15 protein-coding genes are annotated in these 15,490 nt (G+C 66.5%); 11 read left to right on the top strand and 4 right to left on the bottom strand.

The annotated features are described in order from the left end of the window. Positions 1-174: GntR family transcriptional regulator (locus tag FUT88_RS01155; protein WP_147213468.1), on the bottom strand; the 174-nt coding region annotated here is incomplete at its 3' end. Positions 175-326: 152 nt separating this feature from the next. Here FUT88_RS01155 and gabT point away from each other — a divergent pair. The 5 genes from gabT (at position 327) to FUT88_RS01130 (ending at position 6,088) form a co-directional block, all read left to right on the top strand. Continuing rightward, on the top strand, positions 327-1,607 hold the full coding sequence (gabT, locus tag FUT88_RS01150; RefSeq protein WP_147213464.1) for a 4-aminobutyrate--2-oxoglutarate transaminase: 1,281 nt from the start codon (positions 327-329) through the stop codon (positions 1,605-1,607). A gap of 4 nt (positions 1,608-1,611) precedes the next feature. Continuing rightward, entirely contained in the window at positions 1,612-3,114 is a 1,503-nt protein-coding gene (locus tag FUT88_RS01145; RefSeq protein ID WP_147213463.1) for an NAD-dependent succinate-semialdehyde dehydrogenase, read from the top strand. A gap of 279 nt (positions 3,115-3,393) precedes the next feature. Then, positions 3,394-4,608: a homoserine O-acetyltransferase gene (locus FUT88_RS01140; protein ID WP_147213462.1), complete on the top strand. Its 1,215-nt coding sequence runs from the start codon at positions 3,394-3,396 to the stop codon at positions 4,606-4,608. Continuing rightward, a complete protein-coding gene (metW, locus tag FUT88_RS01135) occupies positions 4,605-5,240 on the top strand; it encodes a methionine biosynthesis protein MetW (protein ID WP_147213461.1) in 636 nt (211 codons plus the stop codon). Before FUT88_RS01140 ends, metW begins: the two co-directional genes overlap by 4 nt. Before the next feature lie 167 nt (positions 5,241-5,407). Further along, a complete protein-coding gene (locus tag FUT88_RS01130) occupies positions 5,408-6,088 on the top strand; it encodes a tetratricopeptide repeat protein (RefSeq protein ID WP_410003861.1) in 681 nt (226 codons plus the stop codon). Positions 6,089-6,162: 74 nt separating this feature from the next. Here FUT88_RS01130 and FUT88_RS01125 read toward each other — a convergent pair whose 3' ends face one another. Together FUT88_RS01125 and FUT88_RS01120 are read right to left on the bottom strand one after the other, a co-directional pair. Next, the gene (locus FUT88_RS01125) at positions 6,163-6,357 is read right to left on the bottom strand and encodes a YbdD/YjiX family protein (RefSeq protein ID WP_027678649.1); all 195 of its coding nucleotides are present in this window, start codon (positions 6,355-6,357) and stop codon (positions 6,163-6,165) included. Positions 6,358-6,365: 8 nt separating this feature from the next. Next, positions 6,366-8,420, bottom strand: a complete 2,055-nt coding sequence (locus FUT88_RS01120) for a carbon starvation CstA family protein (protein ID WP_147213459.1) — start codon at positions 8,418-8,420, stop codon at positions 6,366-6,368. A 226-nt stretch (positions 8,421-8,646) separates the two neighbouring features. Between FUT88_RS01120 and FUT88_RS01115 the strand changes: the two genes are divergently transcribed. After that, a complete protein-coding gene (locus tag FUT88_RS01115) occupies positions 8,647-10,086 on the top strand; it encodes a cache domain-containing protein (RefSeq protein ID WP_147213458.1) in 1,440 nt (479 codons plus the stop codon). Beyond that, positions 10,083-10,727, top strand: a complete 645-nt coding sequence (locus FUT88_RS01110) for a response regulator (RefSeq protein WP_147213457.1) — start codon at positions 10,083-10,085, stop codon at positions 10,725-10,727. Before FUT88_RS01115 ends, FUT88_RS01110 begins: the two co-directional genes overlap by 4 nt. On the opposite strand, the gene denD is transcribed toward FUT88_RS01110, so the two are convergent. Next, positions 10,724-11,707 (bottom strand): D-erythronate dehydrogenase, encoded by a 984-nt coding sequence (denD, locus tag FUT88_RS01105; protein ID WP_147213456.1) that lies wholly within the window; start codon positions 11,705-11,707, stop codon positions 10,724-10,726. The two genes, FUT88_RS01110 and denD, sit on opposite strands and share 4 nt — an antisense overlap. 136 nt (positions 11,708-11,843) lie before the next feature. Here denD and FUT88_RS01100 point away from each other — a divergent pair, with 136 nt between their 5' ends. From FUT88_RS01100 to FUT88_RS01085, 4 genes are read left to right on the top strand one after another with little or no spacing between them, the layout of a single operon-like run. Continuing rightward, positions 11,844-12,560 carry a FadR/GntR family transcriptional regulator gene (locus tag FUT88_RS01100; RefSeq protein WP_147213455.1) on the top strand — a complete coding sequence of 239 codons (717 nt, stop codon included), beginning with the start codon at positions 11,844-11,846 and terminating at the stop codon, positions 12,558-12,560. A gap of 15 nt (positions 12,561-12,575) precedes the next feature. Then, positions 12,576-13,487, top strand: a complete 912-nt coding sequence (ltnD, locus tag FUT88_RS01095; protein ID WP_147213454.1) for an L-threonate dehydrogenase — start codon at positions 12,576-12,578, stop codon at positions 13,485-13,487. Continuing rightward, the gene (gene otnK / locus FUT88_RS01090) at positions 13,484-14,797 is read left to right on the top strand and encodes a 3-oxo-tetronate kinase (RefSeq protein ID WP_147213453.1); all 1,314 of its coding nucleotides are present in this window, start codon (positions 13,484-13,486) and stop codon (positions 14,795-14,797) included. Before ltnD ends, otnK begins: the two co-directional genes overlap by 4 nt. Further along, positions 14,794-15,438 carry an aldolase gene (locus tag FUT88_RS01085; protein WP_147213452.1) on the top strand — a complete coding sequence of 215 codons (645 nt, stop codon included), beginning with the start codon at positions 14,794-14,796 and terminating at the stop codon, positions 15,436-15,438. Before otnK ends, FUT88_RS01085 begins: the two co-directional genes overlap by 4 nt. Positions 15,439-15,490: the final 52 nt, after the last annotated feature.

Raw genomic sequence — 15,490 nt, 5'->3', positions numbered from 1 at the left:
GTTGCGCGCGATGCCCAGCTCGGTCGCCAGCTGCCGCGACGACGGCAGGCGGGTGCCCGGCTGCAGTTCGTCGCGCAGGATGCCCTCTTGCAGCACGCGATACAGACGGCGGTGGTCGGGCTCGCCGCCCGGCCCGGCACGGTCGAAGCGGCGCTGCAGGTAGTCGACCAGCATGCTGGCGCGGTGCGTAGGTGAGTGGTCGGCCATGGCGGGTGATGGAGCCAAAGTGGTTCCAAAAGAAAAACCTGATTGGGTCTTATTGTACAGAGCCAATGGCGCCACACTGGCTCGCATCCGACTTTCTTGACCCAACGCACACGACCGCCATGAACGCCCGAGACCCGCAACAGAACGCCCAATGGAATGCCCGCCGCCTCGCCGCTACGCCGCGCGGTGTCGGTGTGATGACCGACCGCTACGCCGAGCGTGCCGAGAACGCGCTGTTCTGGGACGTCGAAGGCCGCCGCTACATCGACTTCGCGGCCGGCATTGCCGTGGTCAACACGGGCCACCGCCACCCGCGGCTGGTGCAGGCCGTGCGCGAGCAGCTGGATCACTTCACGCATACCGCTTTCCAGATCGTGCCGTACGGCTCGTACGTCGAATTGGCCGAGCGCCTGAACACGATCACGCCCGGCACGCACGCCAAGAAAACCGCGTTCTTCACCACCGGCGCCGAGGCTGTCGAAAACGCCATCAAGATCGCACGGGCGCACACGGGCCGCCCGGGTGTGATAGCGCTCACGGGCGCGTTCCACGGCCGTACGTTCATGGGCATGTCGCTGACGGGCAAAGTCGTGCCGTACAAGACAGGCTTCGGACCGTTCCCCGGCAGCATCTACCACGTGCCCGCGCCGGTCGCGCTGCATGGTGTGAGCACGCAGGATGCGCTGGATGCCATCCAGCGTCTGTTCAAGGCCGATATCGATCCGCGCCAGGTGGCGGCCATCATTTTCGAGCCGGTGCAGGGCGAAGGCGGCTTCTACCAGATGCCTGCCGACTTTGTGCGCGCCATCCGCGCACTGTGCGACGAGCACGGCATCGTGATGATCGCCGACGAAGTGCAAACCGGCTTTGCCCGCACCGGCAAGCTGTTTGCCATGGAGCACACCGGCGTGCTGCCGGACATCACGACAATGGCCAAGGGCCTGGCCGGCGGCCTGCCGCTGTCCGCTGTCACGGGCCGCGCAGAGATCATGGACGCACCGGCTCCGGGCGGGCTCGGCGGCACCTACGCCGGCAACCCGCTGGCCGTGGCCTCTGCACATGCCGTGCTCGACATCATTGCCGACGAGAACCTCTGCGAGCGCTCCGCCGCGCTGGGCGCACGTCTGGTCGATGCACTGAACGCTGCCAAGGCCAAGCAGCCACGCATTGCAGAAGTGCGTGGCGTGGGCGCGATGGTTGCTGTCGAATTCAACACGCCGGGCGGCAAGCCCGACGCCGATTTCACCAAGCTCGTGCAGCAACGGGCGCTCGAAGCCGGCCTGCTCCTGCTGTCGTGCGGCGTGTACGGCAACGTGATCCGCTTCCTGTTCCCGCTCACGATTGAAGACGCGGTATTCGAAGAGGGCCTTGCCATCCTGCAACGCGCACTGGAGGGCTGACACCATGACCCGCACCGATTTGCCGAGCGCGCCGGTTACGCCGCCGATCGCACTGAAAGACCCCGGCCTGTGGCGCACGCAGGCGTTCCTCGCCGGCACCTGGGCCGATGCCGACGACGGCGCCACGCGCGACGTGACCGATCCGGCCACCGGCCGCAAGATCGGCACCGTGCCCGGCATGGGCGCTGCCGAAACGCGCCGCGCCATCGATGCCGCCCAGGTCGCGCAACGCGCCTGGCGCAAGGTGAGCGCACGCGATCGCGCCAGGATCCTGCGCAAGCTGGCCGATCTGATGATGGAGCACCAGCAGGATCTCGCAGCCATCCTCACCGCCGAACAAGGCAAGCCGCTGCCCGAAGCCGCCGGTGAAATCGCTTACGCCGCGTCGTTCATCGAATGGTTTGCGGAAGAGGCACGCCGCATTTACGGCGACACCATTCCGTCGCCGCAGGGCGATCGCCGCATCGTCGTGCAGAAGGAGCCGATCGGCGTGAGCGCGGCCATCACGCCGTGGAATTTCCCCATCGCGATGATGACGCGCAAGGTCGGCCCCGCGCTGGCGGCGGGCTGCTCGATGGTGGTCAAGCCGGCGCTGGAAACGCCCTACTCTGCGCTCGCGTTTGCCGAGTTGGCGGCGCGCGCCGGCGTGCCGGCAGGCTTGCTGTCGATCGTCACCGGCGATTCGCAGGCGATTGGCGGCGAGCTGACGTCCAACCCTGTCGTGCGCAAGCTCAGCTTCACGGGCTCGACGGCCGTGGGTCGTTTGCTGATGCGCCAGTGCGCGGACGACATTAAGAAGCTCTCGCTCGAGTTGGGCGGTAACGCGCCGTTCATCGTGTTTGACGATGCCGACGTCGATGCGGCCGTGGAAGGCGCGATGATCGCCAAGTACCGCAACGCGGGCCAGACCTGCGTGTGCGCGAACCGCTTCTACGTGCAGCGCGGCATCTACGACACGTTCGCTGCCAAGCTGGCTGACGCGGTGCGCGCGCTGCGCGTGGGCAACGGCACGGAGCCCGGCGTGCAGCAGGGCCCGCTGATCCACATGCGCGCGATGGAGAAGGTGCAACAGCATCTGGACGACGCCGTACGCCAAGGCGCCCGCGTGCTGGTCGGTGGCAAGCCGCACGCGTTGTCCGCACAGGGCGGCGCGTTTTTTGAGCCGACCGTCGTCGTGGACGCCAAGGCCGACATGCTGGTCGCGCATGAAGAAACGTTCGGCCCGCTGGCTGCGCTCATTCCTTTCGACACGGAAGACGAAGCCGTGGCGGCCGCAAACGACACCGAGTTCGGTCTTGCTGCGTATTTCTACACGCGCGATCTGGGCCGTGCCTGGCGTGTTTCGGATGCGTTGGAATCGGGCATGGTCGGCGTCAATACGGGGCTGATCTCGACGGCGGAGGCGCCGTTTGGCGGCGTCAAGCAATCGGGGCTGGGCCGCGAAGGCTCGAAATACGGCATCGACGAGTACCTGGAGATCAAGTACATCAACATGGCCGGCCTTTGAGCCTGCGGATGGTCGGGATCGGACGCATCACGCTGCGGTGATGCGTCCGCCGCCGCTTGCTCTATAATCACCCTTCTCTGGCGCGCCGATTTGACGACTGGCTTGCGGGCGCGCGGGAGTCCAGACATACACGCATGTGGCTCTGGGCTCTCATTACAAATGCGGCTAAAGAGGTTCGGTCAGAGCGGGGGTGGTGAAAGCAAGCGCCCCACGTGCGCCACATGAGAACCCGATTGGTTGCGTGAACAGCGTTGCCGGTCGGGTTTTTTCTTTGGTGCCATGACAGACATCCAGGCTGACCCCGCGGTCACCGCAGCCGATGCGGCGCAGGCCGATCCCTCCACTCCGAAGGCACATCAGGGCAAACCGGCCAACGCCATCGGCCTGGTCGTGCCCGAGCGCGTGCACTTTGCCGAGCCGCTGCAACTGCGCAACGGCTCGCAGATCAGCGGCTACGACCTGATGGTCGAAACCTACGGCACGCTCAATGCCGACCGTTCCAACGCCGTGCTGGTCTGCCACGCGCTCAACGCCTCGCACCACGTGGCCGGCGTGCACGCCGAGGGCGAAGTCGGCTGGTGGGACAACATGGTCGGCCCGGGCAAGCCGGTCGACACCAACCGCTTCTTCGTCATCGGGGTGAACAACCTGGGGTCGTGTTTCGGCTCGACCGGCCCCATGAGCCCGCATCCGGAAACCGGCCTGCCTTATGGCGCGCGCTTCCCCGTGGTGACGGTGGAAGACTGGGTAAACGCCCAAGCGCGCGTGGCGGATCGTTTCGGCATCCAGCAGTTTGCGGCGGTGATGGGCGGCAGCCTCGGCGGCATGCAGGCGCTGGCCTGGAGCCTGATGTATCCCGATCGGCTGCGGCACTGCGTGGTGGTGGCCTCTACGCCCAAGCTGTCGGCGCAGAACATCGCCTTCAACGAAGTGGCGCGCAGCGCGATCTTGTCTGACCCCGATTTCCACGGCGGCGATTATTACGCGCACAACGTCAAGCCCAAGCGCGGCCTGCGCGTGGCCCGGATGATCGGCCACATCACGTATCTGTCGGACGAAGACATGGCCGCGAAATTCGGTCGCGAGCTGAAGGCGGAAGACATCCGTTTCTCGTTCGACGTCGAGTTCCAGGTCGAGAGCTACCTGCGCTACCAGGGCGACAAGTTTGCCGAGTATTTCGATGCGAACACGTATCTGCTCATCACGCGCGCGCTCGATTACTTCGACCCCGCACTGGCCTACGGCGGCAGCCTGACCAAGGCCGTCGCGCATACCAAGGCGAGCTACCTCGTCGTCAGCTTCATGACCGACTGGCGATTCGCCCCGGCGCGCAGCCGCGAGCTGGTCAAGGCGCTGCTCGACAACAAGCATCCCGTCACCTACGGCGAGATCGACGCGCCCCACGGCCACGACGCTTTCCTGCTGGAAGACGCGCGCTACCACGCGCTGGTGCGCGCCTATTACGAACGCATCGCCCAGGAGATCGGCGCATGACAACGCAAACGCTGAACCCCGCTGCGCCGTCCGCGGTACCGAACATCCTGGCCGATCGCGCGGACTTCCGTGCCATCGCCCGCTGGATCGAGCCGCGCTCCACCGTGCTCGACCTCGGCTGCGGCGACGGCAGCCTGCTGCGCGTGTTGCAGGACGAGCTCGACGTGCTGGCCTACGGCATCGAGATCGACGATGCGGGCGTGCTGGCCTCCACTAAAAAGGGCGTGCACGTGATCCAGCAGAACATGGAGGGCGGGCTGGCGCTGTTCGAGGACAAGAGTTTCGATACGGTCATCCTTTCGCAGACGCTGCAGACCATCCACAACACGGCGCAGGTGCTGCGCGAGATGCTGCGCGTGGGCCGCGAGTGCATCGTGTCGTTCCCGAACTTCGGTTACTGGCCGCATCGGCTGTCGATCTTCCGGGGGCGGATGCCGGTGTCCAAGTCGCTGCCCTACGAGTGGTACAACACGCCCAACGTGCGCGTGCTGACCATCCGCGACTTTGAAGCGCTGGCACCCAAGGTGGGGCTGGTCATTCTCGATCGCGTTGTACTGCACGAAGGCAGCGTGGTGCGCTGGGGCGCCAACTGGCGCGGCAGCGTGGCGGTGTACCGGGTGCGCGCGGGCTGATTGCCCGGGCATCGACCGTTTAGCGGTGTGCTGATTTGTGCGCACCGACGCGGACCACAGCGGCGCGCTACACTCGATCATCTTCCGATGAGGAGCGTGCGATGAGCAGAGAGATCCGGCGTAGAAGTTGGCGCATCCTGCAGGCGGCGTTGGTGGTTGCGATCGGGATGGCGGCGCCTTTTGCACTGGCCGCACCCTCTCCGCAGGATGTGCGGGGCGACGCCGACGCCCTCACCCAGATTGCCATCGCGCACTACGAAAAGAACGATTTCGGCCACGCCTTCGACGAATTTGCCGAGGCCGCGCAGCGCGGCAACCGGCTCGCACAATTCAACTACGCGATGATGCTGATGCGCGGCGAAGGCACCGTCGCGCGGCCCGACGAAGCGGTCAAATGGCTGCGTCGTGCCGCCGATAACCAGATGACCCACGCGCAGTTTGCCTACGGGGAATTGTTCGAACGCGGCGAGCTGGTTCCGCGCTCCCTGGAAGAAGCCAACAAGTGGTACGAACGTGCCGCCGTCGGCGGGCATGTCGAGGCGCAGCGCGCGCTCGCCACCGACTACTTCACCGGACGCGGTGTGCCGCGCGACTACGGGCGTGCGTTCACTTGGTACAAGAAGGCGGCCGAGGGCGGCGACGCGCCATCGCAGTACATCGTCGGCAGCTATTACGAGCGCGGTGAGCCCGGCGTGGTGGCGCAGGATATCGAGCAGGCCAAGAAGTGGTACGGCAGGGCGGCTGCCCAAGGCGACGTCGGCGCACTGGGCAAGCTGCGGGCACTGGTGGAGCAAACGTATCGCGCCAAGCATGGCGATCCGCCCACAGCGGCACGTCAGTCCATGTAGGACACGCAAGAAAAACCGCCGGGCATGGCAGCATGCACCGGCGGTTCTTGTTTTGGAGCGCGTTCAACCGATCGTCAACAGCACCGGCCGACGCGGCCGGCGTAGCGCGCGTCCTGGCGTTCGCGGAAGAAGTCTTCGTACGTCATGACGGCCTGGTCGGGGTGCGTCTCCTGCATGTGCCGCACGTAGGTGTCGTAGTCCGGCACGCCGACCATCAGACGCAGCGTCTGGCCCAGGTAGCGGCCGAAGTTTTCGAGTTCTTCGCGCATGCCCGTGCTCATGCGCCCAGCGCTTCGTACGGCGTTTCGTTGGCGGTCGGGCGGCTCGCGGCGCGTGCCTTGAGCACCGTGCGCAGGCCATACCACGCGATGCTGACCACCACGAGAATGAACAGGCCGCACAGGAACGCGTCGATGCGGTCGTTCAGCACCACCTGCTGCATCTGCGCCATCGACTTGGCCGGGGCCAGCAGCTTGCCTTCGGCGATCGCGCCGGCGTACTTGTTGGCATGCGCCAGGAAGCCGATCTTCGGGTCCGGATCGAACAGCTTCTGCCAGCCGGCGGTGAGCGTGCAGATCAGCAGCCAGGCGGTCGGCAGCAGCGTCACCCACACGTAGCGGTCGCGCTTCATCTTGACCAGCACGCAGGTGCCCAGCGTCAGCGCAATCGCGGCGAGCATCTGGTTGGAGATGCCAAAGAGCGGCCACAGCGTATTGATGCCGCCCAGCGGATCGACCACGCCCTGGTACAGGAAGTAGCCCCACAGCGCGACGGTCGCGGCCGTGGCGATGAGGTTGGCGACGAGCGAATCCGTGCGCTTGAGTGCCGGCACAAACGTGCCCAGCAGATCCTGCAGCATGAAGCGCCCGGCGCGCGTGCCTGCATCGACGGCCGTGAGGATGAACAGCGCCTCGAACAGGATCGCAAAGTGGTACCAGAAGGCCATCATGGCCTGGCCGCCCACCACTTGGTGGAGGATGTGCGCCATGCCGACGGCGAGCGTCGGGGCGCCGCCTGCACGGGCAAGGATGGTGTTCTCGCCGACGTCCTTGGCCGTCTGGATCAGCACGTCAGGGGTGATGACGAAGCCCCAGGTGGACAGCGTGTGCGCCACCGTATCCGGCGTCGCGCCCACGAGTGCTGCCGGGCTGTTCATCGCGAAGTACACGCCCGGATCGATGACCGAAGCGGCCACCAGCGCCATGATGGCGACGAACGATTCCATCAGCATCGCGCCGTAGCCGATGAAGCGGGCCTGCGTTTCGTTCTCCAGCAACTTGGGCGTGGTGCCCGACGAGATGAGCGAGTGGAAGCCCGATACCGCGCCGCACGCAATGGTGATGAACAGGAACGGGAACAGGTTGCCCGACCACACCGGGCCGCCGCCGCCGGCAAACTGCGTCAGCGAAGGCATCTGCATCTTGGGCGCGACGATCAGGATGCCGATCGCCAGGGCGAGGATCGTGCCGATCTTCAGGAACGTCGACAGGTAATCACGCGGGGCCAGCAGCAGCCACACCGGCAGCACCGAGGCGACAAAGCCGTAGCCGATCAGCATCCACGTGAGGGCCTTGCCGTCGAACGTGAACAGCGGCGCGAGGGCAGCATTTTCGTGCACCGCCTGGCCACCGATGATGGCCAGCATCAGCAGCACGAAGCCGATGATGGAGATCTCGCCGATACGGCCCGGGCGGATGTAGCGTACGTACACGCCCATGAACAGCGCGATGGGAATCGTCGCGGCCACCGTGAAGGTGCCCCACGGCGAGCCGACCAGCGCCTTCACCACGATCAGCGCCAGCACGGCCAGGATGATGATCATGATGAGGAACGCGCCAAACAGCGCGATCACGCCAGGCACCGTGCCCATCTCGCTCTTCACGAGGTCGCCCAGCGAGCGGCCGTCGCGGCGGCTGGAGATGAACAGCACGATGAAATCCTGCACCGCACCGGCAAACACGACGCCGGCCAGGATCCACAGCATGCCCGGCAGGTAGCCCATCTGCGCGGCCAGCACGGGGCCCACCAGCGGGCCAGCGCCGGCAATGGCCGCAAAGTGGTGGCCGAACAGCACATGCTTGTTGGTGGGAACGTAGTCGAGCCCGTCGTTGTAACGCCAGGCGGGCGTTTTACGGGTGCCGTCCAGGCCGAGCACCTTGTCGGCGATGAAACGGCTGTAGTAGCGATACGCGATCAGGTAGATGCATACGGCGGCCACCACCACCCATAGCGCGCTGACAGCCTCGCCGCGCGCAAGCGCAACGGTGGCAAAGGCAGACGCGCCAAGAATGGCGACGACCAGCCAGATCAGGTGTTGCCTGACGAAGCTCATGTCGGTCTCCTCGAACCTTGGTCGAAGTAATCTGTTGAATGCGGGATGTGGGTTCATCCCTGCGGTGAGTCCTGCCCCGTGACAGGGGCGTGTAGTATTTGCCAGCCGCACCCCGCACCACAAGCGGAGGACTACGCAGCGCACGTCCGTAGTTCTACGCAGGCGCCACACCCGACCGAGACCGCGGCGCCCGCTTGCGATGCCGCAATGCCCGCCGCGTTTTGCCATGAAGCTCCGCCAGAAGATCCTGCTGCTCGCCGTCGCACCGCTGACCATCGCCATGCTGGCGATCATGCTGACCGTGCGCCATCAGTCGATCGCGCTGGCGCGGCACGAGCGGCAGTTGGTGGAGTACGCGTATCTGCAGGCCAAGGAGACCGAGCTGCGGTCTTACGTCAAGCTTGCGCAGAGCGCCATCGCGCCGCTGCTGGCAGCCGGCCATGGCGGCGACCCGGCCCGGGACGAAGCCACACGCGACGAGGCCATGCGCACTCTCGCCCGTCTCGACTTCGGCACCGACGGCTATTTCTTTCTCTATGACCTGCGCGGCCGCAACCTGATGCACCCGCGCCAGCCCGAACTTGTCGGCCGCGATCTATGGGACCTGACGGACGCCGGGGGCCAGCCGACCATCCAGAAGCTCGTCTCCGCCGCGCAGGCTGGGGGTGGTTTCGTGCGCTACATGTGGGACAAGCCATCCACGCACCAGAGCGTGCCCAAGCTCGGTTACGTCGAGCCCATTCCGCAGTGGGGCTGGATGGTCGGCACCGGCCTGTACCTGGACGACATCGAACAGACCTTGCGTGAGATTGACCGGCGCGCGCAGGCCAACATCGACCAGACGCTGGCCTGGGTGGTGGGCATTGCCGCGATCAGCATCCTGCTGGTGGCCGGCAGCGGCTTGGCGCTGAACGTGAGCGACCACCGCCAGGCCGATGCCAAGCTGCGCCAGCTCGCGCAGCAGGTGGTGAAGTCCCAGGAAGACGAACGCGCGCGCGTCTCGCGTGAACTGCACGACGGCATCAGTCAGGTGCTGGTGTCGACCAAGCTGCTGCTGGAAACCGCGCATGGCCATCTTGAAGCCGCGCCTGCATCGCCGGCGTCGATCGAGCGGGCGGACAGCATGCTGCGCCGCGCGCTCGACCGGTTGAACGGAGCGCTGGGCGAGGTGCGCCGCGTGTCGCACAACCTGCGCCCTGCGCTGCTGGATGATCTTGGCTTGGCGGCTGCGTTGGAGTTGCTCGTGCGCGAAACGCGCGAGGCGCACGAAGACACCCAGCCGGGGTTTGCGATTGCGCTGGAACTTGTCGGCCCGCCCGTGCAACTGCCGGACGCGTGCAACACCGCGCTGTTCCGCATTGCGCAGGAGGCCGTCTCGAACATCGAGCGCCACGCCACGCAAGCGACGCGCATCGGCGTCCTGCTCGAAAACGATATCGATGCCGTGCGTTTGTCCATTCGCGACAACGGCCCGGGCTTCGATGTGGAGTCCGTGCAGGTCGACCCGCAACACGGGATCGGCCTGCGCAACATGCGCGAGCGCATGGCGGCGCTGGGCGGCACCTGTACCATCGCCTCGGGCCCGCACGGCACCGAGGTGAGCGCCGTGCTGCCGCATGCCGTCATCGCTCAACTGGCTTCCGCCCCCTCTTCTCCTCTCGTATGAACATGCGTACTCCTGCGCCCGTCAAACTGCTCCTCGTCGACGATCACCCGCTCGTGCGCGATGGCGTGCGCGTGCGGCTCGAAGCCGTGCCGCATTTCGAAGTGGTGGGCGAAGCCGGCGACGCTGAAGCCGCCCTGCAGGCCGCGCGCACGCTGTCGCCCGACCTGGCGCTGATGGACATCGGTATGCGCGGCATGAACGGCATCGCGCTCACCGAGAAGTTTGCCGAGGAATTTCCCGAGATTGCCGTGCTCGTGCTGTCGATGCACGACAACCTGGAATATGTACGGCAGGTGATGCGCGCCGGCGCGCGCGGCTACGTGCTCAAGGACGCGCCCGCCAGCGAACTGGTCGAGGCCATCGACGCCGTGCTGGCCGGCCGACCGTTCTACAGCGCGCAGCTGGCGATGCGCATGGCCGAGCAGGCTGTCATGCCCACGCCGGTGGAGGCGCTTACGCCGCGCGAGCGTGACATTCTCGACGGCATCGCCAAGGGCTACGCCAACAAGCGCATCGCCGACGAGCTGGGCTTGTCCGTGCGCACGGTGGAATCGCACCGCCTGAACCTGAAGCGCAAACTCGGCATCGAGGGCCAGGCGGAACTGGTGAAGTTTGCGGTCGAGCTGGGAAAGGGTCGTTAGACGCCCTTCGCGCTGTCCACGTAATCGCGCACCATCGCTTCGAACGAGGTGTCGCGGCCAAAGCCCATGGCATCGGCGCGGGCGGTATCGAAGCGCGCCGGCCAGCTTTGCACGATGGCCTTGATGCGGGCGTCCGGCTCCCAACGGATACGCGAAACCGGCGCATCGCCCGCCACCTTGCGCAACGCCTCCACCATCTCGCCCACGCGCACCGTAATGCCCGGCAGGTTCAGTGATCGGCGATGGCCCCATGCCGACGCCGGCAGCGTGTACGCGTGCAGCAGCGAGGCCACCACCTGGCGCGGCGAGGCGAGCCACAGCTCAGTCTCGGCTTCCACCGGACAGATGGCTTCCTCGCCTGACAACGGCTCGCGGATGATGCCGCTGGCAAAGCTCGAGGCCGCGCCGTTCGGTTTGCCCGGGCGCACCGACACCGTGGGGATGCGCACCGCGCGGCCGTCGATGTAGCCCTTGCGCGAATACTCACCCACCAGGAACTCGCCCATCAGCTTCTGGACGCCGTACGAGGCCTGCGGTGTGGCGGCCGTGTTGTCGGTGACAACGGCGGGCAACTGGCCGCCAAACACCGCCACGGAGCTTGCGAACAGCACGCGCGGCGCACGGCCGGTCTTGGCGTGCTGCGCGCGCAGCGCATCGAGCAATGCGCGCGTGCCGTCCAGGTTCACGCGCATGCCGAGGTCGAAGTCAGCCTCGGCGGTGCCGCTCACCACGGCGGCCAGGTGGAACACGCCCCCCACGTTTTCGTCGATCACCTTGGCGATCAGGGCGGGGTCGGAGGCATCGCCGGTCACGTAGCGCACGCGCGCATCGGCAATCTGACCGGCCACCTGGTCCAGCACGATGAAGGTCTCAACGGGCTGCACCGAGCCGTCCGCACCCGGCAGGCCGGGTTGTTCGAGCAGTGCCGCCAGCACGCGCTGGCCCAGGAAACCGGCGCCGCCGGTGATGACGATGTTCATGGTGTCTCCTTGTTGCCCGACGTAACGCGCCGGGCGTTCTGATCGATGCCTAGGGTAAACAGGGATGAAGCTCCGCGACTCAACTTGTATGATGACACGACGAATTTATGCTTGCCAAGACATCCCGGCCACCTCCATGTTTGAACGACTCGACGCCGCGCCTTCCTTGTCCGATCGCGTGGCCCAGACCCTGATGGACAAGATCGACGCGGGCGAACTGCGCCGCGGCGAACGCATGCCGTCCGAAACCGTGCTCGGGCAGGAATTCGGTGTGAGCCGTACCGTGATCCGCGAAGCCATCTCGCGGCTGCGCCACGAAGGCGTGGTGGAAGCGCGCCAGGGCAGCGGCGTGTACGTCACGCAGCAAGCTGGTCTGAAGCCGCTGCGGATCGACGCGGCGCAGGCCGGGTCGATCGACGCCGTGCTGCACATCATCGAACTGCGCCGCGCGCTGGAGGCCGAAGGCGCCGCGCTGGCCGCCCAGCGTCGCACCGATGCCGAGATGATCGAGATCGACGCCGCACTTGACGGCATTGACGCTGCCGTGGCCGCCGGCGGTGACGGCGTGGCCGAAGACCTGCGTTTTCACCACGCCATCGCGGCGGCCAGCGGCAATCCGTTCCTCGTGCAGGCGCTTGGCTTCTTCAGCCAATACCTGGAGGAAGCGATTGGCGTGACGCGCAGCAACGAAGCGCGCCGCGAAGACTTCGCCCGCCAGGTTCGCGACGAGCACCGCGCGATGGTGGAGGCCATCCGCCACCGCGACGCACTGGCTGCACGCAATGCCGCGCAGACCCACATGTTCAATGCCGCACGTCGTTTGGCCGAAGGGCGCGACGTGGCGCAAGACTGATTTCAGGAGCCATTCATGACGCAATCGACGGCTGACCGGAAGGTCGGCGTGATCGGACTCGGCGCCATGGGCCTGGGCATTGCCAAGACCCTGCGCAATCACGGCTACACCGTGCATGCCTGCGATGCGCGCCCCGGTGCCGCTGCGGATTTCGCCAAGGAAGGCGGCGTGGCCTGCGCAACGCCCGCCGAGGTGGCGGCTGGCGTGGACGTGGTGGTTTCGGTGGTGGTCAACGCTGCGCAGACCGAGGCCGTGCTGTTCGGCGAGGATGGTGCTGCGGCCGCCATGCGACCGGGCAGCACGTTCGTCATGTGCTCAACGGTGGACCCGAACTGGTCGATTGCGCTTGAGGCGCGCCTCGCGCAACTTGGCATTCTATATGTGGATGGCCCCATCTCCGGCGGCGCTGCCAAGGCTGCCTCGGGCCAGATGACCATGATGACCTCGGCCACGCCCGAGGCGTATGCCGCGGCGGGCCATGTGCTTGACGCCATGGCCGGCAAGGTCTATCGCCTGGGCGACAAGGCTGGCGCGGGCAGCAAGGTCAAGATCATCAACCAGCTGCTGGCCGGCGTGCACATCGCCGCCGCCGCCGAAGCCATGGCCCTGGGCCTGCGCGAAGGCGTGGCAGCGGATGCGCTGTACGAAGTCATCACGCATAGCGCGGGCAACAGCTGGATGTTCGAAAACCGCATGGCCCACGTGCTGGCCGGCGATTACACGCCGCTGTCCGCCGTCGACATCTTCGTCAAGGATCTGGGCTTGGTGCTCGATACCGCGCGCGCGACCAAGTTTCCGCTGCCGCTGGCGGCTACCGCGCATCAGATGTTCATGCAGGCATCCACGGCCGGTTATGCGAAGGAAGACGATTCGGCCGTCATCAAGATCTTCCCGGGCATCACGTTGCCGGAGGGCCAACCGAAATGAGCGCAGCGCCCACGTCCCGCCCAGTCCTCGGTTGCATCGCCGACGACTTCACCGGTGCGACCGACCTTGCCAACATGCTCGTGCGCGCCGGCATGCGCACGGTGCAGACCATTGGTGTGCCGCAGGCTGGCGGCGAGGCCATCGCGGCGGATGCCGATGCGATCGTCGTTGCGCTCAAGTCGCGCACGATTGCCGCGGCCGATGCCGTGGCGCAGTCGTTGAATGCACTGCACTGGCTGCGCGCGCAAGGCTGCTCGCGCTTCTTTTTCAAATACTGCTCGACCTTCGATTCCACCGATGCCGGCAACATCGGCCCCGTGGCCGAAGCGTTGATGGCTGAGCTGGGTACCGATTTCACATTGGCCTGCCCGGCGTTTCCGGAAAACGGCCGCACGATCTTCCGTGGTCATCTGTTCGTGGGTGACGTGCTGCTCAACGCGTCGGGCATGGAGCACCATCCGCTCACGCCGATGCGCGATCCGAACCTCGTGTCGGTGCTCGCGCGCCAGAGTGCGGGCAAGGTCGGCCTGCTGCGTTACGACGCCATCATGCGCGGTGCGCAGGCTGCGCGCGACCAGGCCCAGCAACTGCGCGCCGACGGCGTGAAGCTCGCCATTGCCGACGCCATTTCGAACGACGACCTCATCGTGCTGGGCGAGGCGTTTGCCGAGCTGCCGTTGCTGACGGGCGGCTCGGGCCTGGCGCTGGGCCTGCCGGCGCAATATCGCCGCGCAGGGCTGATTACCGCGCAGGGCAACGCGGCGCAGCTGCCCGCGGTGGCCGATTCGGCGATCGTGCTGTCGGGCAGCTGCTCGCGCGCGACGAATGCCCAGGTGGCGCACTGGCGTGCCTCGCGCCCTGCGTTCCAGGTTGATCCGCTGGCGTTGGCTGAAGGCAAACCGGTGGTGGTCGAGGCGCTCGATTTCGTGCATCGCCACGCAGGTCAGACGGTGTTGGTGTACGCCACCAGCGCGCCGGAGCAAGTGGCCCACGTACAGAAGGCGCTGGGCGTGGAGCGCGCCGGCAAGTTGGTGGAAGACGCACTGGGCCGCATCGCGCGCACGCTGCATGCCGACGGCGTGCGCCGCTTCGTGGTGGCTGGCGGCGAGACCTCGGGCGCGGTGGTGCAGGCGCTGGATGTGAGCGCGCTGCGCATCGGCCCGCAGATTGATCCGGGCGTGCCCTGGACGGCCACGATCGACAACGACCCCGTTGCACTGGCCTTGAAGTCCGGCAATTTCGGGACGGTGGATTTCTTCGAGAAGGCGCTTGCGCAGCTCGCCCAGGCCACCGCGGAGGCTGCGGTATGAGCGCCGCCACCGAAAACGCGCTGCGTGAAGAGATCGCCCGCGTCGGCCAGAGCCTGTATGCGCGTGGTTACACCGTCGGCACCGCGGGCAACATCAGCGCGCGCCTGCCTGACGGCTGGCTCATCACCCCCACCGACGCCTGCCTCGGCACGCTGGACCCGGCGCGCATTGCCAAGGTGCTGGCGACAGGCGAGTGGGTCGGCGGCGACAAACCATCGAAAACGCTCGCCCTGCATCGCGGCATCTACGACCGCAATGCCGACGCGCATGCCGTGGTGCACACGCATTCGACGCATCTCGTGGCGCTCACGCTGGCGGGCGTCTGGCATGAAGCCGACGTGCTGCCGCCCATCACGCCGTACTACGTGATGAAGGTCGGCCACGTGCCGCTTGTCCGCTATCAGCGGCCGGGGCATCCGGATGTCGCCGCGCAGATTGCTGAGTTGGCGTGCGATGTGCGTGCCGTGCTGCTCGACCGGCTGGGGCCCGTGGTCTGGCACGGCTCGGTGTCGAACGCGGCGTACGCGCTGGAAGAACTGGAAGAAACCGCACGGCTTTGGTTGATGACCGAACCCAAGCCGGCACCGCTGTCCGACGCGCAGGTCGACGAACTGCGCCAGACGTTCGGGGCCCGTTGGTAGCGATCAGAGGCAAATCGGTAGCCCGCTGCCCGGCCGACATAAAACCTACACC

It is taken from the genome of Ralstonia sp. TCR112, from assembly GCF_007997035.1.
Classification (GTDB): Bacteria; Pseudomonadota; Gammaproteobacteria; order Burkholderiales; family Burkholderiaceae; genus Ralstonia; species Ralstonia edaphi.
Note: the sequence above shows the minus strand (reverse complement) of the source record. Positions and strands in the feature narration are given on the sequence as shown.